Annotated in this window: 20 protein-coding genes; 12 read left to right on the top strand and 8 right to left on the bottom strand. The window is 66.9% G+C overall.

Annotated features, from left to right (window positions below):
* Positions 1–42: 42 nt before the first annotated feature.
* From hmgB to DEQ67_RS11210, 5 genes are all read right to left on the bottom strand, one after another.
* Positions 43–1,380, bottom strand: a complete 1,338-nt coding sequence (hmgB, locus tag DEQ67_RS11190; protein ID WP_004042308.1) for a hydroxymethylglutaryl-CoA synthase — start codon at positions 1,378–1,380, stop codon at positions 43–45.
* Positions 1,381–1,442: 62 nt separating this feature from the next.
* A complete protein-coding gene (locus tag DEQ67_RS11195; RefSeq protein ID WP_115891472.1) occupies positions 1,443–4,121 on the bottom strand; it encodes an Ig-like domain-containing protein in 2,679 nt (892 codons plus the stop codon).
* 57 nt (positions 4,122–4,178) lie between these two features.
* Positions 4,179–4,766 (bottom strand): DUF2150 family protein, encoded by a 588-nt coding sequence (locus DEQ67_RS11200; RefSeq protein ID WP_004042306.1) that lies wholly within the window; start codon positions 4,764–4,766, stop codon positions 4,179–4,181.
* Positions 4,767–4,936: 170 nt separating this feature from the next.
* Positions 4,937–5,785: a TatD family hydrolase gene (locus DEQ67_RS11205; RefSeq protein WP_004042305.1), complete on the bottom strand. Its 849-nt coding sequence runs from the start codon at positions 5,783–5,785 to the stop codon at positions 4,937–4,939.
* 106 nt (positions 5,786–5,891) lie between these two features.
* On the bottom strand, positions 5,892–6,368 hold the full coding sequence (locus tag DEQ67_RS11210) for an NYN domain-containing protein (protein WP_115802953.1): 477 nt from the start codon (positions 6,366–6,368) through the stop codon (positions 5,892–5,894).
* A 422-nt stretch (positions 6,369–6,790) separates the two neighbouring features.
* Between DEQ67_RS11210 and DEQ67_RS11215 the strand changes: the two genes are divergently transcribed.
* Positions 6,791–7,042: a hypothetical protein gene (locus tag DEQ67_RS11215; protein WP_004062560.1), complete on the top strand. Its 252-nt coding sequence runs from the start codon at positions 6,791–6,793 to the stop codon at positions 7,040–7,042.
* A 120-nt stretch (positions 7,043–7,162) separates the two neighbouring features.
* On the opposite strand, the gene tuf is transcribed toward DEQ67_RS11215, so the two are convergent.
* Positions 7,163–8,425 (bottom strand): translation elongation factor EF-1 subunit alpha, encoded by a 1,263-nt coding sequence (gene tuf / locus DEQ67_RS11220; protein ID WP_004042302.1) that lies wholly within the window; start codon positions 8,423–8,425, stop codon positions 7,163–7,165.
* Positions 8,426–8,837: 412 nt separating this feature from the next.
* Between tuf and DEQ67_RS11225 the strand changes: the two genes are divergently transcribed.
* The 3 genes from DEQ67_RS11225 (at position 8,838) to DEQ67_RS11235 (ending at position 13,622) form a co-directional block, all read left to right on the top strand.
* Complete coding sequence (locus tag DEQ67_RS11225; RefSeq protein ID WP_004042301.1) at positions 8,838–9,323, top strand: Lrp/AsnC family transcriptional regulator; 486 nt, start codon at positions 8,838–8,840, stop codon at positions 9,321–9,323.
* Positions 9,324–9,700: 377 nt separating this feature from the next.
* On the top strand, positions 9,701–11,185 hold the full coding sequence (locus tag DEQ67_RS11230; RefSeq protein ID WP_115860861.1) for a proton-conducting transporter membrane subunit: 1,485 nt from the start codon (positions 9,701–9,703) through the stop codon (positions 11,183–11,185).
* Positions 11,175–13,622, top strand: a complete 2,448-nt coding sequence (locus DEQ67_RS11235; protein ID WP_115891471.1) for a DUF2309 domain-containing protein — start codon at positions 11,175–11,177, stop codon at positions 13,620–13,622. Before DEQ67_RS11230 ends, DEQ67_RS11235 begins: the two co-directional genes overlap by 11 nt.
* 98 nt (positions 13,623–13,720) lie before the next feature.
* On the opposite strand, the gene DEQ67_RS11240 is transcribed toward DEQ67_RS11235, so the two are convergent.
* Positions 13,721–14,137 carry a CopG family ribbon-helix-helix protein gene (locus DEQ67_RS11240; RefSeq protein ID WP_004062563.1) on the bottom strand — a complete coding sequence of 139 codons (417 nt, stop codon included), beginning with the start codon at positions 14,135–14,137 and terminating at the stop codon, positions 13,721–13,723.
* Between the two features lie 127 nt (positions 14,138–14,264).
* Here DEQ67_RS11240 and DEQ67_RS11245 point away from each other — a divergent pair, with 127 nt between their 5' ends.
* The 8 genes from DEQ67_RS11245 to gcvPB all read left to right on the top strand — a co-directional run bounded on the left by DEQ67_RS11245 (position 14,265) and on the right by gcvPB (position 21,285).
* Entirely contained in the window at positions 14,265–14,921 is a 657-nt protein-coding gene (locus tag DEQ67_RS11245) for an energy-coupling factor ABC transporter permease (protein ID WP_115802957.1), read from the top strand.
* Positions 14,918–15,217 (top strand): PDGLE domain-containing protein, encoded by a 300-nt coding sequence (locus DEQ67_RS11250; protein WP_115860865.1) that lies wholly within the window; start codon positions 14,918–14,920, stop codon positions 15,215–15,217. The genes DEQ67_RS11245 and DEQ67_RS11250 overlap by 4 nt, the downstream gene beginning before the upstream one ends.
* Positions 15,214–16,026, top strand: a complete 813-nt coding sequence (gene cbiQ / locus DEQ67_RS11255) for a cobalt ECF transporter T component CbiQ (RefSeq protein WP_115802958.1) — start codon at positions 15,214–15,216, stop codon at positions 16,024–16,026. Before DEQ67_RS11250 ends, cbiQ begins: the two co-directional genes overlap by 4 nt.
* The gene (locus DEQ67_RS11260) at positions 16,014–16,814 is read left to right on the top strand and encodes an energy-coupling factor ABC transporter ATP-binding protein (RefSeq protein WP_006601389.1); all 801 of its coding nucleotides are present in this window, start codon (positions 16,014–16,016) and stop codon (positions 16,812–16,814) included. Before cbiQ ends, DEQ67_RS11260 begins: the two co-directional genes overlap by 13 nt.
* Positions 16,815–17,044: 230 nt before the next feature.
* Positions 17,045–18,136 (top strand): glycine cleavage system aminomethyltransferase GcvT, encoded by a 1,092-nt coding sequence (gene gcvT / locus DEQ67_RS11265; protein WP_004062568.1) that lies wholly within the window; start codon positions 17,045–17,047, stop codon positions 18,134–18,136.
* Between the two features lie 2 nt (positions 18,137–18,138).
* Positions 18,139–18,519, top strand: coding sequence for a glycine cleavage system protein GcvH (gcvH, locus tag DEQ67_RS11270; RefSeq protein WP_004062569.1), 381 nt, complete (start codon positions 18,139–18,141; stop codon positions 18,517–18,519).
* Position 18,520: 1 nt separating this feature from the next.
* Complete coding sequence (gene gcvPA / locus DEQ67_RS11275) at positions 18,521–19,864, top strand: aminomethyl-transferring glycine dehydrogenase subunit GcvPA (protein WP_049896299.1); 1,344 nt, start codon at positions 18,521–18,523, stop codon at positions 19,862–19,864.
* The gene (gene gcvPB, locus DEQ67_RS11280) at positions 19,864–21,285 is read left to right on the top strand and encodes an aminomethyl-transferring glycine dehydrogenase subunit GcvPB (RefSeq protein ID WP_115802962.1); all 1,422 of its coding nucleotides are present in this window, start codon (positions 19,864–19,866) and stop codon (positions 21,283–21,285) included. The genes gcvPA and gcvPB overlap by 1 nt, the downstream gene beginning before the upstream one ends.
* A gap of 22 nt (positions 21,286–21,307) precedes the next feature.
* Here gcvPB and DEQ67_RS11285 read toward each other — a convergent pair whose 3' ends face one another.
* A complete protein-coding gene (locus DEQ67_RS11285) occupies positions 21,308–21,484 on the bottom strand; it encodes a hypothetical protein (protein WP_004042289.1) in 177 nt (58 codons plus the stop codon).
* Positions 21,485–21,497 lie beyond the last annotated feature (13 nt).

Genomic DNA, 21,497 nt, shown 5'->3' on the forward strand with positions numbered 1-21,497 from the left:
AACGCGGGCGCTCGCCCGTCGCTCGGCCGTGCGGTCGGTCTGTTATTCGACGTATTCGTAGCGGCGCTCGTTCATCCGCCCCCAGCCCGTGAAGACGAACTCGGCTTCGGGTTGGGTGAACTCCTCGACCTCGATTTCCTTTTCGTGGTTGTGCACGTCGTGGATGAGCTCGTAGTCGTCGAAGGAAATCTCGGTACGGGCCGCGAGCTGGTCGTCCACGTCCACGGCCTCGATTTCGTCGAGCCACGTCTCTTGGACCCGCTCGGCGTGAATCTCGGCCTGCGCGCCGGAGCCGTACGAGCCGACGAGCAGCTGCTTGCCGGTCATATCTTTACCTTCGTCCGCGGCGGCCTTCAGGGCAGACAGTCGGGCGATGTGGACCGAGCCGGTGTACCAGTTGCCGACGCGGCTGGAGATGTCGAGCGTCGGCTCGATGACGCGACCGTACCAGTCGCGGTACTGCTCGGTCGTCTTCAGTTCGTCCATGTAGCCGCGGATGGCCTCCTCGTAGTCGTCCCACGTCTCGAAGTCCTCCTCGCGGGGCTGGCGGCCGATTTCGCTTTCGAGGTCGTCTTCGATGTCGGTGTCGCGGGTCATGTGGCGGAAGCCCAGAAGCGCCGCCTTCCGGACCATGCCGGGGAACGGCGTGTGGAACGGGATGTACTCGAACAGGTCGGGGTGGGTGCGACCCGCGACGCTCTCGTAGTCCTCGAGCGCCTCGCGCATCCGAGCGAGATACACCTGCATGGAGCGCTTGCCGTCCACCGAGGGGAACTGCTGGTTCGGCTTGAGGAAGTCCGTCTCGTCCATGCTGCCGTAGCCCTGTTCGGTCGAGAGTTCGACGAGGTCCGGGTCCTCGTCGATGAGCATCGCGACCGCGCCCGCGCCCTGCGTCGCCTCGCCGGGGTCGCCGCGCTCGTAGAGGGCGGTGTCGGTGGCGATGACGAGCGCCGCGCGCCCGCGGTTGCGACCCGCCTTAATCCAGTTGTAGGCGTCGTCGAGGCTCTGGGTGCCGGCGATGCAGGCGAACTTGCGCTCGCCCTTGTTGGCGTGGCGGAAGTCGCCGTCGTACACCTGTTCGAGACAGCCGGCGATGTACGTCGACACCGGTTTGGAGTTGTCGAACGCCGACTCGGTCGCCACGTCGATGCGGCCGATGTCCGCGGGCGTGAGGCCCTTTCGGTCCATCAGTTTCTTGGCGGCGTTCGCCCCCATCGTGACGATGTCCTCGTACACGTCCGGGAACGACGACGTGTGGAGACCCAGCCCCTTCGTGTACTTCTCCGGGTCTTCGCCCTTCACCGGCGCGAAGGTGTTGGGGAGGTCTAACACGAGTTTGCCCGTCCAAATCTCCATGGCGTCGATGCCGACGGAAGTCATGGTCGATGTTACAGAACCGAGGGATAAGGTTTTGTCGATGGGGAGTTACGTCGGTTGTCGAACTACGGGCCGTTCCCGTCCGCGACGTCGTCGACGGTCTGGATATCGACGACGGCACCGGTGTCGTCGTACACCAGTATTCCGACCCGATAGTCGGTCTGTGCGCCGTCCCGCCGCTCGATGATGTCGACGTTGTTACGGCTTCGGTCGGTACGTTGGGTCGTGGTCGTCGCCCCGTTGCCGTTGAGATTGAGCGCCACCAGTTCGACCCGGCTGAAGTCGCCGGACGACACGTCGTAGTCGGCGCGGTACCAGACCTCGTTTCTCCTGGTGTTTGTCCGGTCTTCGACGTCGAACGCGTCGATGGACGCGCTACTTCCGAGCGACAGGTCGGCGTTGCCGTTCCGGTTCCGCGCGTCGGCCACGTCGGTCACGGTCCGTGAGCTCTCGACGTATTCGCCGTTCGGCCCGTCGTAAATCACGTCAATCGTGACCTCGAACGTCTGTCTGACTCCGTATCCGGGCTGGAACCGAACGCTGCCGCGCGATGTCGACTGCTGTGCGAAGCCCGAAGCGGAGCCCTCCGTCGAATCGGCCCTGACCTCGACGCGCTCGAACGACGCGTTCGTGTCCCCGATGTCGTAGGAGACGACGAAGTCGGGGTTGTTCGTTTGGATGTCGGTGAGGTCGTCGACACGCATCGAGACGGACGGAGACGGCGTGCCGTCCGTGTCCGTGACGGTCACGGTCGTCGTTCTCCTACTCGTCGCCCCGTCGTCGTCGGTCACCGTTAGTTCGACGGTCACGTCGGTGTCGCCCGAGACGCTGTCGGGCGCGTTGAACGTCGGCCGCGCGGAACTGGGGTTCGACAGGCTCGCCTGCCCCGTCGGGTCGTCGGTGATGGACCAACTGTAACTGGTAATCGACCCGTCGCTGTCCGAACTCCCGGAGCCGTCGAGCTGTATCGACTCGCCTTCGGGGACGCTGTACGGCCCCGTCGTCCGAGGGGTCGGCGGGGCGTTCACGCCGCCTTCCGGCTGAGCGTTGGCTTCGAACGAGAACGTCTTGGCATCGACGAGGCCCGACGGGAGGCGGTAGGTCACGCGAACGGAGAGCCACTCGCCGGTCATGTCGACGTTCGTGCCGCCGAAGCCACCTGTCTCGTAAAACTCGTACACGTAGAACCGCGCGGACTCGCCGCTGCCGACGACGGGGTTCGACCCGCCGATGTCACCGCTCTCGTCGATGTCGATTGCGAGCCCGTCTTCGGGCACGTCGACGAACTCGTTCTGGGTAATCTGGTAGTCGACGAGGGCGTCGCCGCTCGGTGACTCGACGTACAACTCCGTCTCGCCGGGGTCGTCGTCCCCGCCGTCGACCCGGTCTGAGAGTCCATCGATGCTGTCGTCGTGCGGGTTCACCACGACGCTCAGGAGTTCGACGGAGTCGGAGCCGACGTTCCGCAGCGAGAACTCGACGCCACCCGGCGTCGAGAAGCTATCGTCGCCGTCGCGGGCGACCGCGTCGTTCTCGTAGAGCAGGCCGCCGACGCCGCCGCTCTCGGCGGCCTCCCCGCTCGACACGCTGACTTCGACACCCGCGTCCTGTCGCGTGCTCGGAGTGAACGTCGCGTCGTCGAAGCTGCCGAGCACCTCGGCGGTTCCCGCCGACTCACCCGTCACCGTCACGCGGATTCGACCCTCGGAATCGGTCGTCGGTCCCTCCGGGTCGATTGAGACCGAACCACCGCTCGCAGAGAAGTTCACCGAGACCCCGGAGACGGGGTTGTTGTATCGGTCCCGAACTTCGAAGGTGAGCGTCTCGGTGTCTCCCGACCCGATGCTTCGAGGCGAGGCTCCGTCGACGACCGTCAGGTAATACGCGGCCGGTTCGTCGACGCCCGACCCCACTTCGACCGCTCCGACGCGGAGGTCGTACGTCACGCTGTCGCCACCTTCCTCCCCTTGCATCTCGATTTCGACCCTGTCGCCGGAACGGTCCACGCTGTGGACGTAGTCGTCGTTCCCCTCTGCGAGAAGCTCACGCCACGCGTCCTCGGACAGCTCCGTCGGCACGGAGATGGTCACGTTCCCCGACGCGTCCCTAGTCACCGGAACGGTCCGCGTCGCGGGGCTGACCGCCTGCGCGTCGACGGTCGCGGAGCCGACGCCGTTTTCGGAGTAGTCGCCTTGGAGGAGAACGAGCGAAATCGTCCGGCCGTTGATGAGTGATTGTCCGTCGTTGAGCGTCCCCTCGTACCCGGTGTCGAACCGATTGTACGAGACGGTGTTTTCGTACACGGTCGTCGGGGCCGACTGCAAAACGTTGTAGTCCGGCCGGTATTCGAGCGATTTGGTCTCGTACGAGAGGCCGCCGTTAACGTAGTCGCTCGTCTCGGCTTCCGTCGTCTCGACGTTCGTGACGGTGAGACTGCCGAGTTCACGCGTCTGCAACGTCCCCGAGACGGGGCCGGGGTTGACGAACAGCGTCCGACTCGGATACCGCGTTCCGAGAGAGACCGTCGACGGACGGGGGGTCGTCTCCGACGAGCTTTCGATGATGGCACCGCGAAGCGATTCGAACTGGTCGTGAACCTCCTGGTTGTGTAGGAACTCGACCTGTTCGTTCTGATTCGGGACGACGGTCGCTTGGTACATCGACATCGAGATGATGATGATACCGAACAGCAGCACTGCGCCGATTTGGACAGTGACCGCTCTCTCGTCCCCCCGAAAGTCCATATGACGTGAAGATATCCGAAACGGGAAAAAGACTCCTACAAAAGCGAGAGGCCGGATTCAGTCTTCTTCTTCGACGACTTCGGGCTCCGAGAGGCCACTCTGGAGGCTGTCGAGACCGTTGACCCACTCGGTGACGAGCCCGAATTCGAGTTCGTCGAGCACCTCGATGTCGAGGTCCTCGCCGTCGATGACGCGGGTGCCGACCTGGACGATGTAGCCGAGCGCGCTGTCGAGGTCGTCGGCGGCCTCGGCGTCCGCGGCGGCGCGGATGTAGGCGTCCATGTCGTCTTCGAGTTCGGCGGGGCCGGCGACGATGAACTCCTCGGCGGCGAAGAAGGCGCACGAGAGGCTCGTCTGGACGCTCCCGACGAGGATTTCGGCCTCCTCGTTCTCCGTCTCGAACTCGGGTTCGGCCATGACGATGTCGTGGACGGTCGACAGCTCGTCGAGCGCCTCTTCTTCGCCCAGCGTGTCGTCGTCGTAGGCGGTCAGAATCTTGGCGATGGCGATGGCCGCGTCGTTCTGGATGTTCATCAGGAGACGGCCGGTCTCCTCGCTTTCGAGGTCCAGGTCCTCTTCTTCGACGCGCGTCAACCAGTTCTGCCAGCGTTCCGGCGAGTAGTATCGTTCCTCGGCCTCGGTCATACCTACAACCTCCCGTGCCGGACTCAAATGCCTTTCTTATCCTGCCTGTAACCGTGTGAGACGACGACGTGGAAGGAGACGGCGCGATTCGGCTCGTGCGTCGGTTTCGGCGGCCGGTCCGGCTCCCGCGTCAGTCGGTCCGCCTCACCCGCCTCTCGTTCTCCCTCCGGCTATCGGTCGAGCGTCGCTTCGGTGTCGATGCCGTAGACCGACGCGGGCGTCTCGACGTGTGCGTTCCTGACGGCGTCGTCGCGGCCCGCGTCGAGGAGCCAGTCGACGCGCCGGGGGACGGTCTTCGGACCCATCACCGCGCCGGGGCGGTCGGGGTCGTCGATGAAGTCGGTCTCCATGAAAAACGGGTCGCCCCGCTCGGCGGCGTCTTCGAGGCGGTCCTTGTCGCTCATGACGCTCGGCGTGCCGCCGGTCAGGTGGCCCTGCGCGTAGTGTTTGACCACGCGCTCGCCGGGGACGCCGCGCTCGTCGGCCCACTCGGCCACGTCCGAGAGGTCGGTGGTCGACTCGGTGTGGAGCTGGAGCGCGCAGTCGCAGTCGGCGGCGAGGTCGAGGCCGTGTCTGAGGACGGCGTTCGAGGCCTCCCAGACGGCGTCGGTGACCTCGTAGTGCGGGCGGCCGGACTTGAGCGCGAGCGCGTCGCCCTCGCGGACGAACTCGGCGGCGGTGTCGAGACCGGCGCACATCAGGTCGCGGGCGGCCTCGGGGTCGTAGCCGCGGTCGTCGACGAGCTTCGAGACGAGACCGGGGTGGACGCCGAGGACCGGCCACGCGCGCCCGGGGAGAAGCTCGGAGGCCTCGCGGACGACCTCGACCGTCGTCTCGAAGACCGGTCGGAAGTCCTCGCCGGTCTCGACCTCGTGGCCGAGGAGCCACGAGGGCTTGTTGACGACGAGGAGGTGCGTGCCGCCGCTCCGGGCGAAATCCTTCACCGCCTCCAGCCCGCGCCCGTGGTCCGGGTCGAGGTGGAGATGGTTGTCCACGACCGGCGTGTCGAACTCCTGCATGGACGTGTGGTCGGCCGGGGGAGGAAAAAGCGAACCGTTCGCGGTCGGTGCGGCGTCGGGTTGGGTCGGAGAGGGCAGGTCGCCGCCGACTCAGTCGTCTCCCGACTCAGTTGTCGTCGGCGGCGGACTCGTCGAGCGTCATCGCGTGGGTCGCCGCGTTCTGAAGCGCGTCCGAGCGGCCGTAGCTCCCCGGCGCGATGGCGACCGTCCGCAGGCCGTAGGCGTTGGCCGTCTCCAAGGCGGGCTTGAAGTCGGTGTCCCGCGAGGCGACCGCGATGACGTCGGCGCGGTCCTCGACGGCGTAGCGCGTGAGGTCGACCGCGAGCTTCACGTCCACGTCGCCGCTCGTGATGACGACCTCGAACCCGCGCGCTTCCGCGGCCTGAATCAGCCCCGGCGTGGCGTGCTCGTCGAGGTAGAGCCGCGCCGCGCTCAACTGCCCGCCGAGCGAGCGACCCGCCGCCCGGATGTCGTCTAAGTCCACGTCGAACTCGTCGCGGAGGACGTTCGGCCCGTCCACGAAGAGCGCCACTCGGCCCGAGGGAAGCCCGTCGGGGCCGACCAATCGCCGCAGGAGGTCCATACACCACCTCGCCCGGTTTCGGGTTTATAAATTTCGAGGGAGCCTCGCGGGCCAACCCCGTCGCGTCGGCGGCGCGGGCCACTAATGAGGCCGGATATATCAAGCCATTCGGTTAATTGGCTCCACCGCCTAGGATGACTGCGCCCCGTCCCCGATTCGAGAGGCCGTACTTACGCGATGCATTCGTTTCGACGACCCAGCCGCGCTCGACAGCGTGGCCGCGTCGCGTCACGTCCCACGCCGGTCGCAACCCAACCGCCGGCGCACGGCGCGTCGAATCGACCACCGGACGCGGGCCATTCTCGGAAAACCGATAGACGGCGAGCGGACAGTCCCGCCCGAGCGACAATTCTGAGACGGTTTATAATGATTTACCAAACGCGATGGCAGGTTTTATGTGTCTCATTAACATATAATCGAGCATGTCCCAGACAGCGTCCAAAAATAGCCCAGATACATTTACAATCGTAAACGAGGTAAACGACCACGGTGCGGCGACGCTCCGCGGCGACAACGGCTCGACGTACCACGTCACTTCCTACGAGAACAGCAGCTTCCGCGACTACCTCGCGAACCACCACGCCGGCGACCGCGTCCGGATGGATATCGTCAGGGCGGGCGTCCGCGCGAACGTCTGGCGGGTGTCGGCGCTCTACCCCGGCGCTGACGAGTGACGCCGGACGCGACGAACGCTCGCGCGCCGCGTGCGACCGTCGGTCGCGCCGACCGTCCCCGAGGACGGCGCGGTCGCTGTCGCGGCGGCGACGCGGAAAATCCGAGGTCGGGACCGGGCGCTACTCGTTGACTTCGAGCACTTTACCGGCCGCGATTGTCTGTCCCATGTCGCGGATGGCGAAGCTCCCGAGTTCGGCGATTTCTGAGGACGGCTCGATGCTGAGCGGCTTCTGCGGACGTAGCGTGACGACGGCGGCGTCGCCGGCCTTGATGAAGTCCGGCTCCTCTTCTGCGACCTCGCCCGACGCGGGGTCGAGCTTCTGGTCAAGCGACTCGAACGTGCAGGCGACCTGCGCGGTGTGCGCGTGGATGACCGGCGTGTAGCCCGCCGTGATGACCGAGGGGTGTTGCATCACGACGATTTGCGCCGTGAACGTCTTTGCGACCGACGGCGGGTCGTCGGCCGGGCCGCAGACGTCGCCGCGGCGGATGTCGTCTTTGCCGACGCCGCGGACGTTGAAGCCGACGTTGTCGCCGGGGCCGGCCTCCGGGACCTCCTCGTGGTGCATCTCGATGGTCTTCACTTCGCCACCCGCATCAGAGGGCATGAACCGGACGTTGTCGCCCGTCCTGAGCATCCCCGTCTCGACGCGGCCGACCGGGACCGTCCCGATGCCGGAGATGGTGTACACGTCCTGAATCGGGACGCGAAGCGGGGCGTCGGTCGGCGGCGACGGCTCCGGGAGGTTGTTCAGCGACTCCAGGACGGTCGGCCCGTCGAACCACGTCATGTTCTCCGAGGGTTCGGCGATGTTGTCGCCCTCGAACGCCGAGATGGGGATGAAGCCCGCGTCGTCGGAGTTGAACCGCACCTGCTGGAGGAGCTGTTGGACCTCCTCTTTGACCTGTTTGTAGGAGTCTTCGCTGTAATCGACGACGTCCATCTTGTTGACCGCGATGATGAGTTCCTCGATGCCGAGGGTCCGGGCGAGGAAGACGTGCTCGCGGGTCTGCGGCGCGACACCGTCGTCGGCGGCGACGACGAGAATCGCGTGGTCGGCCTGCGACGCGCCCGTAATCATGTTCTTCACGAAGTCGCGGTGACCGGGCGTGTCGACGATGGTGAAGTAGTACTTCTCCGTGTCGAAGCGCTGGTGGGCGATGTCGATGGTGACGCCGCGTTCGCGCTCCTCGGCGAGATTGTCCATCACGTAGGCGAACTCGAAACCCGACTTCCCCTTGGACGCCGCCTCCTCGCGGTGCTGTTCGATGATGTGTTCCGGGACGCTACCAGTCTCGAACAGGAGCCGGCCGACGAGCGTGGATTTCCCGTGGTCGACGTGTCCGATGATGGCTAAGTTCTGGTGTGGTTTGTCTGCCATGGCTATCAGGGCGGTGTCGCCCAGTTTGGTAGAATATGACACCCAAAGGTAAATCCGTTTTCCCGGCGAGAAACGCGTCTCGCGCCGGTTCGAACGGGTCGCTGAAACGGGTTGTCAGGAAACACGAAAACTCAGGAACGCCGTCACGTTACGACGCCGTCGGGCGAACCGAGCGGAGAATCGAAGCGGTAGCAGACGGCTCAGAACCCGCGCATCGTCGCGGCCATGTCGGCGAAGGTGGCCGTGCGGCGAACGGACTGCTCGTGAGCGTCGGACGTACCGGTGTTAGAATTTACAACAATCATAGTAACTAATTCTATCGTTTGGGTAATAAATCTGCCGCCGAGGGCGAGCCGCGACGGGTGTCGCGCGATATCAAAGGCTAAAGTGTCCTCCTCGCGGAGGGAGTGGTATGTCCGGCGAGGATATCGACGACGTCGACAGGGCGATTCTGTACGCACTTCAGGAGGACGCCCGGAACATGTCGTCCGGCGACATCGCAAAGCGAACGGGAACCTCGGACAGCACCGTCCGCAAGCGCATCCAGCGGCTCGAATCCGAGGGCGTGGTCAAGGGATACAGCGCGAGCGTCGACTATCAGAAGTCGGGCTATCCGCTCCGAATGCTGCTGTACTGCACCGCTTCGATTCCCAAGCGGGGCGAACTCGTCCCCGAGATTCTGAAGATGGATGGCGTCGTGGCGGTCCAGGAGTTAGTCACCGGCGAACAGAACCTCCTCGTGACCGCCGTCTGCGAGACGGACGATGACATCACGGCCATCGCACAGGAACTCCTCGACATGGGCGTCACCGTCGCCGACGAGGTTCTCGTCCGCACGCACGAGACGACGCCGTTCGGCGAGTTCGATGCCGAGAGGCACGCCGAGAACGACTCCTGAACGGGCGCGCGCTCGATATCCTCCGACGAACGAAGCGTTCACGAACCGCTCGCTGAGACCGACGAGCGACCGCAGTCGCCGGTCGCCGCGGCGAGGCGACACCGACCGGGCCGGCGCACGGATTCGGTCGCTCACGCCGCGTTATCGTGCTTCAGACCGCGAACAAGCTGTTCTACGCGGGTTTAGCTCGTCAGAGTCGACAGTCTTTGACGCTCCGTACCCGCGAAACCATAATGTTCTATAATGGCTAATTTGCGAACGATTTGTGAATGTAGGTAGATTTAATAGACAATCTGTTCTCGGATAGGCGTAAGGACGACCAATATCGGACGCCGAGTGCGTTTCGGTGACCGGTCTGGTCAACGACGAACCGAACGATGTCAGGACACAGCCCGAAACCGACGGTCGGAGCACTCCCGGACGCGACGGCGGATTCGCCGGTCGCGCCCGTCGCACTAACGCGGCTCGTGTGGGCGCTGTTCGCCGCGAGCGTCGCCGTGCTCTTCGCCCGACTCCGACTCGGCGGCGCGTGGGAGGTCCCCGGCGTCGTCGCCGTCGACGGCCTGACCGTGCTGCTGTGGGTGGTCGTGACGTTCTTCAGCGGTATCGTCCACAGCTACTCGCGCCGCTACATGGCAGGCTCCGTCCACGAGACGAAGTTCTTCGCCGCCGTGTTCGGCTTCACGGTCGCCGTGATGGCCCTCGTCGCGGCCGACCACGTCGCGCTGTTCTGGCTGTGCTGGCTGGCGATGGGACTCCTCATGGCGAAACTCATCGGCATCATCGACGGCTGGCCGCAGGCGCGGGCCGCCTCGAGCGTCGCCCGCAGGTACTTCCTCGCCAGTAGCGCGTTCCTCGGCGTCGCGCTCGCGGCGCTGTGGCAGGCGACCGGCGCGACGACGGTCTCCGGCATCGCCGCGAACGCCGACGGACTCGGCGGCCCGGTGTGGCTCGTCGCCTGTGTCGCGCTCGTGCTCGCGGCGATGATGCAGTCCGCGCTCGTCCCGTTCCACGGCTGGCTCCTCTCGTCGATGACCGCGCCGACGCCCGCCTCGGCGCTGATGCACGCCGGGTTCGTCAACGCCGGCGGCATCCTACTGCTCCGGTTCGCGCCGGTCGTGACCCTCGACGCCACGCTCATGCTCGGAATCGTGACTGTCGGCGCGACGAGCGCCCTCGTCGGAAAACTGCTCAAGAACGTCCAGTCGGACGTCAAGAGCGAACTCGGCTGCTCGACCATCGGCCAGATGGGCTTCATGATTATGCAGGCCGGGCTCGGCTTCTTCGGGGCCGCCATCACCCACCTCATCCTGCACGGCTTCTACAAGGCGTACCACTTCCTCAGCGCGGGCGGCGCGGTCGAACGGACCGCCCCGACCGACCACGAGGACCACGAGACCGGGGCCGTTGGTTCCGCGGTCATCGTGGCGACCGGACTGGCCGGCGGCGCGCTGTTCGCGGCGCTCACCGGGAAGGGCACGCACCTCGACAGCGGGCTCCTGCTCGTGGCGTTCGTCGTGCTCACCACGCTGCACGCGGCTCGCAACGTCGTCGCACACGCCGCGCTCCCGGCGACGGCCCGCTACGGCGCGGTGCCGCTGGTCTTCCTGCCGGCCATCGCCGTGTACGCCCTCGTCTATCAGGGAATTTCGAGCGTGCTGTCCGGGCTTCCGGTCGTCGAGGCCCCCGCCGAGCTGAGCGCGCTCCACGCGCTCGTCGCCGGCGTCTTCCTCGTGACTTACGTCGCGATAGAACTCGGCGTCCACGAACGCAGCCGGCGTCTCTACGTCGCGCTGTTGAACGCGAGCCAGCCCGCGTCCAGCACCATGCTGACCGCCACGGAGGACTACAATGAGTACTGAACACGCCATCGAAGACAGCATCGACAAAGCCGCGACGACCGTCGGCTCGGTCTGGCCGGTTCACTCGTTCGTCACGGCCAACCCGCTTTCGGGGTTCGAAGATATGCCGTTCAGCGAGGCGGTCACGCAGGCCGCGGACCTCGTCGGCGGCCGCGGCTACCCGAGTCCCGAGACGTTCGAAGCGGCCCTCGAAGGGGGGCAAATCGACCCCGCGGCGCTCGACGCGGAACTGGCCGACCGCGGCTACGACGGCGACCCCGAAGCCCTACTGGAGCGCATGGACGCCGGCGTCGAGTCCGCGGGCGCGGGCGACGACGCCGAGACTGACGCCGCCGACACGGACGCCGCGCGGGTCGACCGCGTGCTGACGAAGTGGCTGTCGGCGTTCCTCGACGAGGGTCAAGCCCACTGGCCGATGCCGGACCGCGAAGACGGGTTCTACAACGCCTTCCGGTCGATGGCCGCGTACGACGGCCAAATCCCCGACGACGGCGTCGTCTCCGACCTGCCCGAGTCGCCGGTCGAGACCATCGAGGCCGCGGTCGCGTCGTATCCCGAAAGCCAATGGGTGCCGATATTCGAGGAGCAGCTCGCCGCGCTCCCCGGCTGGACCGGCTTCATCAAGCAACGCGCCGCCGACGGCGGCGAGTGGCAGTCCGCGCACCCGATTTCGCTCGACGGCTACCTCGCGGCCCGCCTCGCGCTCCTCGACGCGTTCGGCGTCGACATCGCGCCGTCGACCGGGTCGAAGAGCGACGAGGCCGAGGCGGCCGACGAACTCGCCGATGCGTTCCTGAGCGCGTGGGAGGCGAGCTACCGCGACGAGGTTGTCGACCGCGTCGCCGCCGAGAGCGAGGCGCTCGACACCAGCGACGCCACGGGCCGCCCGGACGCGCAACTGGTGTTCTGTATCGACACGCGCTCGGAGGTCATCCGCCGGCACATCGAGGCGACCGGCGACTACGAGACCCACGGTTACGCCGGCTTCTTCGGCATCCCGATGGAGTACCGGGGGTACGACGCCGAGGTAGCGGTCGACGCCTGCCCGCCGATTGTCGACCCGCAGCACCGCGTCACCGAGGTCCCGACCGACAGGGACACCGAGGCGACCCGCGACCGTTGGTCGCGCCTCCGCGAGGCCGCGGGCGAGGCCATCGAGTCGCTGAAGACCAACCCCGCCACCGCCTTCGGCTTCGTCGAGAGCGCGGGGAGCGGATACGGGCTGGCTCTCGCGGCCCGCACGCTCGTCCCCGGTCGCGTCTCCGACCTGCTCGGAACCGCCGACGACGCGGTCCCCGACAACCACGAGTTCTGCGACCAAGTGGTCCACCACCAGCACTCGTACGCGGGCGACCTCCCGGTGGGGCTGACCGACGACGAGAAAGTCGAGTACGCCGCGAACGCCTTCGGGCTGATGGGTTGGGAGGAGTTCGGTCGCCTCGTCGTGTTCACCGGTCACGCCAGCGAGACGGCCAACAACCCCTACGATTCGAGTCTGGACTGCGGGGCCTGCGCCGGTCACCCCGGCGGCCCGAACGCCCGCGTCCTCGCGGCCATCTGTAACGACGAGACGGTCAAAGCCGAACTCCGCGACCGCGGGTTCGACATCCCCGAGGACACGGTGTTCGTCGCCGGCGAGCACAACACGACGACCGACGAAATCGAACTGTACGACGGCGACGTACCCGAGAGCCACGCCGAGGACCTCGACCAGTTGCGCGCGGACCTCGCGGTCGCCCGCGAGCACGCGGCCGCCGAGCGCGCCGAGACGATGGGAGCCGGCGGCTCCGCGGCCGTCAGCGAGACGGAGCGCCGCGCGGCCGACTGGGCCGAGACGCGTCCCGAATGGGGGCTGGCCGGCAACGCCGGCTTCGTCATCGGCCCCCGCGAACTGACGAGCGACCTCGACCTCGACGGCCGCGCGTTCCTCCACTCCTACGACCACGCGACGGACCCCGACGGCGACGCGCTCGAAGCGATTCTCACGGGGCCGATGGTCGTCACCCAGTGGATTAACGCGCAGTACTACTTCTCGACGGTCGACAACGCCGTCTACGGCAGCGGGTCGAAAGTGACCCAAAACCCCGTCGGCAACGTCGGCGTCTATCAGGGCAACGGCGGCGACCTGATGACCGGCCTCCCGCTCCAGTCGCTGATGGCCGCCGACGACAGACCGTACCACCAGCCGCTCCGTCTCTCGACGATTATCCACGCGCCGGTCGACCGCGTCACCGACGTGCTGGCCGACCACGCGGAACTGACCGAACTGCTCGACAACGACTGGCTCTCGCTGACGGTCGTCGACCCGACGCAGGACCACCGCGCGTTCCACTACGAAGAAGAACTGACGTGGACGCCGGCGTCCGAACAGGTCGAACCGGACCTCGAGCCGGAGACCCCAGAAACGCCGACCGCGACCGCCGTCGCGGACGACTAAGCGCTCCGAACTCGTCCCGAACGCGCTCTCGGTCGGGCGCTGTGGCTGTCACCCGAAGTTCCTTGGAAGGCCGTCAAAAATCGCTCACGGCTCGTCCGCTACCGGTCCGCTTCGACGACGGCGAGTTTGACCTGGTGGACGCCCTTCAGCGGCCGAATCCGCGAGAGCAACTCCTCGATTCGCTCGCCCGTCCCGTCGACGGCGATGGATTCCAGACAGAGGTGGTCGCCGAGATGGACGTGATGGACCGCGATGATGGTCTCGGTGAAGTCGTGTTGCAGTTCGGTCATCTCGTCGCTCACGCCGCTGTGGTCGTGCTCGTAGAGGACGACTACGGTTCCGCTGAGACTCCCGGAGAGCCCCGTCTGCTGATTGAACTCCGTGACGAACGCGCGAAGCGCGTCTCTGGTCGCTTCCGAGCGGCTGTCGTACTCGCCGGCGGCGACCACGTCGTCGAGTTCGGAGAGCAGACTCGGCGGGAGCGTGACGCTCATCCGGTCGACGTCCTGGCTCATAATCTCGACTTTTCCCAGCAGCCGTTTAGTCGTTGGCAGTAACGCTTTCGAATCGACACCATATCGGCCAGTATTACGATTTGGAAGAAAAGTATTATTGCTTGACCGAATCACACGTGTGATACGAATGCACATTCCGGACGGCTTCCTCGACCCCTGGGTGGCGGGTCTCTTCTGGCTCGGCTCCGGCATCGTAATCGGTATCGCGGTCAGACGCGCCCGCGGCGAACTCGGTGACGAACGGACGCCGCTTCTCGGCGTCGTTGCGGCAGGTATCTTCGCCGCGCAGATGCTGAACTGGCCGATTCCGGGCGGGACGAGCGCTCATTTCGTCGGCGGGGCGTTCGCGGGTATCCTCCTCGGACCGTATCTCGGCGTCCTCGCGATGAGTGCCGTCGTGACGATACAGGCGCTCGTGTTCGGTGACGGCGGCATCATCGCGCTCGGTGCGAACCTCTTTGCGATGGCCGTCGTCGACGTCCTCGTCGGGTACGCCCTCTTCCGGGCGCTCCGAGGGGTTCACGAAACCGGCGCTGCGTTCGTCGCCGGGTGGGGAGCGATTACCGTCTCGGCGCTGGTCGTCGGCGTCGGCATCGGCCTCTCGTCGGCGTTCGCCTACGAACTGAGCGTGACCGTGCTGATAATGGTCGTCGGCCACGCGCTCTTGGGGCTCGTCGAGGGCGCGATTACGGCCGCGGTCTACGGCTACGTCGCGGACGCTCGGCCGGACCTCGTGCTCGGGCGACTCGACGACGACTCGCTTTCCCCGGAGGTGGGCCTGTGAACGCGCTCGTGTCTGACACCTGGGGTCGGCGGGCGCTCATCGGGCTGCTCGTGCTCGTCGTCTTGGCTCCCGTGTTCGGCTGGGCGTCCGGCGCAGTCGGGTACGCCGAACCGCTCGAAAACGCCGCCGAAGAGACCGGGGCGGCCGACGCGGCCGACCCCGTCAGTCCCGGACTACTGCCGGACTACTCCGTCCCGGGGCTCAGTTCGCCGCTCGGAACGCTCGTCTCGGCGGTCGTCGGGACGGGGCTCACGCTGGCGGTCGGAGTCGGAGTCGGTCGCCTCCTCGAACAGTGACCGGCGTCGTCGGCCGCTCGGTCGAATCCATCACGGGGGCGCTTCGGTCCGTGTTCACGGCCGAGCAGGTGGCCTCGTCCGACGGGTTCCTCCAGCGACGGGACCCTCGCGTCTCCCTGTGTTCGGTCGCTGGCCTCGCGCTGGCGGTGATGATTACGCGAACCGTCGCGGTCACCCTCTGTTTCGGCGTCGTGACCGCCCTCTTGGCGCGGCTGTCGGCGGTTCCGCTCCGACAGTTGCTCGCGCGCTCGGCGGTCGTGCCGCTCGTCTCCGCCGGTATCGTCGTTCCCCAAGCCGTACTGCTCCCCGGGGACGCGCTCGTGCGGGCGTTCGGGTTCGCCGTCACTGACGCCGGCGTCGCGTACGTCGTGCTGTTCACGCTCCGCGTCGGCGTCGGCGTCGCGCTCCTGTCGCTCATCGTGATGACGACGCCGTTCTCGTCGGTGGTCGCGGCCATGCGGGAACTGCGCGTCCCGGTCGCGCTCGTCTGGGTTGTCGCCGTCACCTATCGCTACCTGTTCCTGTTTTTCGACGAGTTACAGCGACTCGTGCTCGCGCGGAACAGTCGCACGACCGGACAGTCGAGCCTCCGCGACGGGTGGCGCGATGCGAAGCGGCTCGTCGGGACGTTCCTGTTGCGGACGCTCGACCGCGGCGAACGGGTCGGCCGCGGGATGCGGGCCCGCGGCGGTTCCCGACCGCCGTCACCGTACAGCCGGTCGCGGGACGTCGACGAGGGCGACTACGCGCTGGTCGCGCTCGCCGTCGTGGCCGTCGCCGGCTCGGGGGTGATTCGATGGGGCCTGTAATCGAAGCCCGGGGACTGACACACGAGTACCCGGACGGAACGACGGCGCTCCGAGACGTGACGGTCACAATCGAGGCGGGAGAGCGAGTTGCCGTCATCGGTGCGAACGGGTCGGGAAAGAGCACGCTGCAACTCGTGCTCGGCGGCCTCGTCGAGCCGACGGCCGGAACGGTCGAGTACTTCGGTGAGACGGCGGATGCCGAAGCCGTCAGGGACCGCCTCGGCGTGCTCCTGCAAGACCCCGACGACTACCTGTTCAATACGACCGTCCGCGAGGACATCGAATACGGGCCGGCCCAGCTCGGGATGTCGCGGCAGGCGGCGACACAGCGGGTCGCACACCTCGCGGCCGAACTCGGGTTAGAGAGCCTGTTGGACCGCCCCCCGTTCCGTCTGTCGGGGGGCGAGAAACAGCGGGCGGCGGTCGCGAGCGTCCTCGCGTTCGAGCCGGCGGTGCTCCTTCTCGACGAGCCGTTCGGCGCTGTCGACGCCGGCTACCGAGAACGCATTTTGGAACTGGTGACCGGCCACGAGGGGACCGTGGTGCTGTTCACGCCGTCTGTGGACGCCGTGCCCGAGATTGCCGACCGAGTACTCGTCGTCGGGCAGGACGGGTCGATAGCCGCGGACGGCCCCGTTCGAGACGTGCTGACAGACACCTCCCTGCTGAGAGACAACGGTCTCCGGCCGCCGGCGACGGTGCAGTTGTTCGAGGGGATACTCGACGTTGACGACGTTCCGCTGACCGTCTCGGAGGCACGAGCCCACCTGCTGGACCAAACGCGGTAGCGAACTGTCCCCCGACGCACGCGCAGCGCGCCGAATTCGGTATCGCACTAATCGGTTTATCACGTCCACCGCGGTCCCGATCAGCGCCGCGTTCGGGCGGCAGATTTCGCCATGTGGTTGCGGGTTCGTGGTGTTTTACCCCGATTTGTCCCCCGTATTCATACAAGATACTGAACAGACCGAGCGAACAGATACCAAAGCATTACTTATCGCAGTTCGCAGGGGCGTGTATGGGCCTTCGCAAGCCGCCGTTGTACGACGTCCACGCGGACGCCGGGGCGACGTTCACCGAGTTCGGCGGATGGGACATGCCTGTGGAGTACGACTCCATCAAGGCCGAACACGCGGCCGTCCGCGAGTCGGTCGGCATCTTCGACGTTTCGCACATGAGCGAAATCGAGGTGTCCGGCCCGGACGCGACCGCGCTGATGCAACGCCTGACGACGAACGACGTGACGGCCCTCGAACCGGGTGACTCGCAGTACTCGGCCATCGTGAACGACGAGGGCGTCATCGTCGACGACACCGTCGTCTACCGACTCCCCGACCGCGACGAGCGGGTCTATCTCTTCGTCCCGAACGCCGGCCACGACGAGGAGATGTACGACCGATGGACCTCGTTCCGCGACGACTGGGACCTCGACGCCACCGTCGAGGACGTGACGGAGGACTGGGCGATGTTCGCGGTACAGGGCCCCGACGCCCTCGATTCGGTCACCGACGCCGCGCCCGACGCGGCCCTCGGGGACCTCTCGAAGTTCCAGGCGACGTTCGCCGACGTGGCGGGCGTCGAGTGCTGGGTGGCCCGGACGGGCTACACCGGCGAGGACGGCTTCGAGCTCCTCTGTCCGTGGGCCGACGCCGAGACCGTCTGGGCGGCGCTCGAGGCGACCCCCTGCGGGCTCGGCTCCCGCGACACGCTCCGACTGGAGATGGGCTACCTGCTTTCGGGACAGGACTTCGATCCCGAGACGGAGCCCCGGACCCCCTACGAGGCCGGCATCGGCTTCGTCGTCGACCTCGACACCGAGTTCGTGGGGCGCGACGCCCTCGAACGACAGCGCGAGGCCGGCGTCGACGAGACGTTCGTCGGCTTCGCCCTCCTCGACCGCGGCGTCCCGCGCCACGGCTACGACATCGCCAATTCGGACGGCGAGGTCATCGGCGTCGTGACGAGCGGGACGATGAGCCCGACGCTGTCGGAGCCCATCGGTCTCGGCTACGTCCCCGTCGAGTACGCCGACGACGAGACCGAGGTTTCGGTGCTCGTCCGCGGCCGCGAGAAGCGCGCAGTGATCGTGACACCCCCCTTCATCAACTGACAATGTTCGAAATCCCTGACGACCGGAAGTATCTGGAATCGCACGAATGGACCACCACCGAGGGCGACGCCGTCCGCATCGGCATCTCCGACTTCGCACAGGACGAACTGGGCGACGTCGTCTTCGTCGAACTCCCCGCCGAGGGCGACGAACTCGCCGCGGGCGAGGAGTTCGGCGTGGTCGAGAGCATCAAGGCCGTCTCGGACCTCTACGCCCCCATCTCGGGCACGGTCACGGCCGTCAACGAGGAACTGTTCGACGCCCCGGAACTCCTCAACGACGACCCCTACGGCGACGGCTGGATGCTCGAAGTCGAGCCGGCCGACGAAAGCGAGTTCGACGACCTCCTCGCCCCCGAGGAGTACCGCGAGCAGACGGAGTGAGATGACGGCTGGAAACGGACGGCGGGCCGGAAGCCCGTACGCCCCACACACCGACGCCGACGAGGAAGCGATGCTGGACGCCGTCGGCGTCGACAGCGTCGAAGCGCTCTTCGACATCCCCGAGGAAATCCGATTCGACGGCGAGTTCGGCGTCTCCGGCGCCGACGAACGCGAACTCAGGAACGCCATGGCCGACCTGTTTTCGCGCAACGAGGAGCTGACGGAGTTCCTCGGCCGCGGCCACCACGCCCACTACGTGCCGGCGCTGGTCGACGACCTCTCGCGGCGCTCGGAGTTCCTCACCTCCTACACGCAGTACCAGCCCGAAATCGCGCAGGGCTTCTTGCAGGTGCTGTTCGAGTACCAGTCGATGCTGGTCGAACTGACCGGCCTCCCGGTCGCCAACTGCTCGATGTACGACGCCGCGACGGCGCTCGCCGAGGCCGCGCTCCTCGCGAACCGCCTCCGCCGCGGCGCGAGCGGCCACCGCGTGCTCGTCCCCGAGCACCTCCACGAGGGTCGCCTCGGCGTCCTCGAGAACTACCTCGACGGCGCTGAGATGGAAATCGGCGAGTACCCGATGGCCGACGGCGCGGTCGACGTGGAGGCGCTCGCGGACCTCGTCGACGACGAGACCGCGATGGTGTACGCCGAGACCCCGACGGTCCGCGGCGTCATCGAGGAGCGACTCACCGACATCGGCGACCTCGCCCACGACAACGACGCGCTGTTCTGTCTCGGCAGCGACCTCGTGGCGCTCGCGCTGCTCGAAGAGCCCGCGAGCGTCGGTGCCGACGTGGTCGTCGGCGAGGCCGGCGCGCTCGGCATCGGCACGGCCTACGGCATGGGCCTCGGCATCTTCGCCACCCGCGAGGAGTACCTCCGGCAGGTCCCGGGCCGCCTCGTCGGCGTCTCCGAGGACAGCGCGGATATGCGGGCGTTCACGCTGACGCTCCAGACCCGCGAACAGCACATCCGCAAGGAGCGCGCGACCTCGAACATCTGTACGAATCAGGCGTGGGTCGCGCTCCGAACGGCCATGCACATGGCGTGGCTCGGCCCCGACCGCCTCGTCGACCTCGCGACGCAGGCCGTCACCGACGCGCGCGACCTCGCCGCCCGGCTGGACGAGCTTTCGGGCGTCAAAGCGCCGCTGTACGACCGCCACCACTTCCGCGAGTTCGTCGTCCGGACGGACCAGCCCGCGCCCGCCATCACGAACGACCTCGCGGGCCGCGGCTTCGCGGTCCACGCCCTCGACGACCACCACTTGCAGGTCTGTATCACCGACGCGAACGCCGACGCCGCGGACGGACTGGTCGCGGCCTTCGAGGAGGTCATCTGATGAACTTCGACCAAGCCCGATTCAGCCGCGACGACGAGTACGAACCGCTCCTGTCCGAAAAGGACAGCACCACCGTCGAGGTCGATTCGGAGGGCGTCCTCCCCGACGACCTGACCCGCGACGAACTGACGCTGCCGGCGCTGTCGGAGCCGCAACTGGCGCGGCACTACACGCGCCTGTCGCAGATGAACTACAGCGTCGAACTCGGGCCGTACCCGCTCGGGTCGTGTACGATGAAGTACAACCCCTCGTTCACGGAGGACGTGGCGGCGGACCCCAACGCCGGGGTTCACCCCGACCGCTCCGACCGGACGATTCAGGGAACGCTCGGCCTCCTGCACGGCCTCCAGGAGTACCTCGCCGATATCGGCGGGATGGACGCCGTGACGCTCCAGCCCCCGGCGGGTGCCGCGGGCGAGTTCACGGGCATCCTCGTCGCCAAGGCGTACCACGAGTCGCGCGGCGACGACCGCTCGGAGATTATCATCCCCTCGTCGGCCCACGGGACGAACTTCGCGTCGGCCGCGATGGCCGGCTACGACGTGGTCGAACTCCCCTCCGACGACGACGGCCGCGTCGACATGGAGGCGTTGGACGCCGCCGTCTCCTCGGAGACGGCCGCGCTCATGCTCACCAACCCCAACACGCTGGGGCTGTTCGAGCGCGACATCGTCGATATCGCTGAGCTGGTCCACGACGCGGGCGGCCTGCTGTACTACGACGGCGCGAACCTCAACGCGCTGCTCGGCCGCGCCCGCCCCGGCGACATGGGCTTCGACATCATGCACTACAACGTCCACAAGACGTTCGCCACGCCCCACGGCGGCGGCGGCCCCGGTGCCGGCCCGGTCGGCGTGGTCGACGAACTCGCGGAGTTCCTCCCGAGCCCGATGGTCCGCGAGACGGCCGCCGGCTACGAGCAGTACGAACCCGAGTCCTCTATCGGCAAGGTCCACGGCTTCGCCGGCAACTGGCTCGTGCTCGTGAAGGCGTACGCCTACATCGCCCGCCTCGGTGACGCGGGCCTCGCGGACGCCAGCGCGAAGGCCGTCCTCAACGCCAACTACCTCGCCTCACAGCTAGACCTCGACGTGCCGTACGGGCCGTTCCACCACGAGTTCGCGGCGACCTCGGGCGACCGCGACGCCGCCGACGTGGCGAAGCGCATGCTCGACTACGGCGTCCACCCGCCGACGACGAAGTGGCCCGAACTCGTCTCGCAGGCGATGCTCACGGAGCCGACGGAAGTCGAAGACAAGGCGTCGCTCGACGACCTCGCGCACGCCTTCAACGCGGCGTACGCCGACTCCGACGAGGCGCTCGAAACCGCGCCCTCGAAGACCAGCGCCCGCCGCATCGACCAGGTGTCGGCCGCGCGGAACCCGCGGCTCTCGTGGCGGGCGCTCGGCGACGACGAATAACGAGAAAAGCCTTTTTTCGCGGTTACGCTTCGGCCTTCGCGTACGTCTCGATGTCGTCCGTGATGTGGATGTAACCGTAGTCGCACTCCGTGCAGTGCCACTTCGTCTTCGTGCCGAGGTGAATCTCCATGCTGGCGGCGAGGTAGAACGTGTCGTTGCCGCAGGCCGGGCACTCGCGTTCGATTTCGAGGTCGCTCATGGGGTCGAATCCG

It is taken from the genome of Haloferax sp. Atlit-48N (assembly GCF_003383015.2).
GTDB classification, from domain to species: Archaea; Halobacteriota; Halobacteria; order Halobacteriales; family Haloferacaceae; genus Haloferax; species Haloferax volcanii.

Bases quoted from the DNA above. Each gene is read 5' to 3' on its own strand.
- hmgB (WP_004042308.1), bottom strand. From the start codon at position 1,380: ATGACTTCCGTCGGCATCGACGCCATGGAGATTTGGACGGGCAAACTC.
- DEQ67_RS11195 (WP_115891472.1), bottom strand. From the start codon at position 4,121: ATGGACTTTCGGGGGGACGAGAGAGCGGTCACTGTCCAAATCGGCGCA.
- DEQ67_RS11200 (WP_004042306.1), bottom strand. From the start codon at position 4,766: ATGACCGAGGCCGAGGAACGATACTACTCGCCGGAACGCTGGCAGAAC.
- DEQ67_RS11205 (WP_004042305.1), bottom strand. From the start codon at position 5,785: ATGCAGGAGTTCGACACGCCGGTCGTGGACAACCATCTCCACCTCGAC.
- DEQ67_RS11210 (WP_115802953.1), bottom strand. From the start codon at position 6,368: ATGGACCTCCTGCGGCGATTGGTCGGCCCCGACGGGCTTCCCTCGGGC.
- DEQ67_RS11215 (WP_004062560.1), top strand. From the start codon at position 6,791: ATGTCCCAGACAGCGTCCAAAAATAGCCCAGATACATTTACAATCGTA.
- tuf (WP_004042302.1), bottom strand. From the start codon at position 8,425: ATGGCAGACAAACCACACCAGAACTTAGCCATCATCGGACACGTCGAC.
- DEQ67_RS11225 (WP_004042301.1), top strand. From the start codon at position 8,838: ATGTCCGGCGAGGATATCGACGACGTCGACAGGGCGATTCTGTACGCA.
- DEQ67_RS11230 (WP_115860861.1), top strand. From the start codon at position 9,701: ATGTCAGGACACAGCCCGAAACCGACGGTCGGAGCACTCCCGGACGCG.
- DEQ67_RS11235 (WP_115891471.1), top strand. From the start codon at position 11,175: ATGAGTACTGAACACGCCATCGAAGACAGCATCGACAAAGCCGCGACG.
- DEQ67_RS11240 (WP_004062563.1), bottom strand. From the start codon at position 14,137: ATGAGCCAGGACGTCGACCGGATGAGCGTCACGCTCCCGCCGAGTCTG.
- DEQ67_RS11245 (WP_115802957.1), top strand. From the start codon at position 14,265: ATGCACATTCCGGACGGCTTCCTCGACCCCTGGGTGGCGGGTCTCTTC.
- DEQ67_RS11260 (WP_006601389.1), top strand. From the start codon at position 16,014: ATGGGGCCTGTAATCGAAGCCCGGGGACTGACACACGAGTACCCGGAC.
- gcvT (WP_004062568.1), top strand. From the start codon at position 17,045: ATGGGCCTTCGCAAGCCGCCGTTGTACGACGTCCACGCGGACGCCGGG.
- gcvH (WP_004062569.1), top strand. From the start codon at position 18,139: ATGTTCGAAATCCCTGACGACCGGAAGTATCTGGAATCGCACGAATGG.
- gcvPA (WP_049896299.1), top strand. From the start codon at position 18,521: ATGACGGCTGGAAACGGACGGCGGGCCGGAAGCCCGTACGCCCCACAC.
- gcvPB (WP_115802962.1), top strand. From the start codon at position 19,864: ATGAACTTCGACCAAGCCCGATTCAGCCGCGACGACGAGTACGAACCG.
- DEQ67_RS11285 (WP_004042289.1), bottom strand. From the start codon at position 21,484: ATGAGCGACCTCGAAATCGAACGCGAGTGCCCGGCCTGCGGCAACGAC.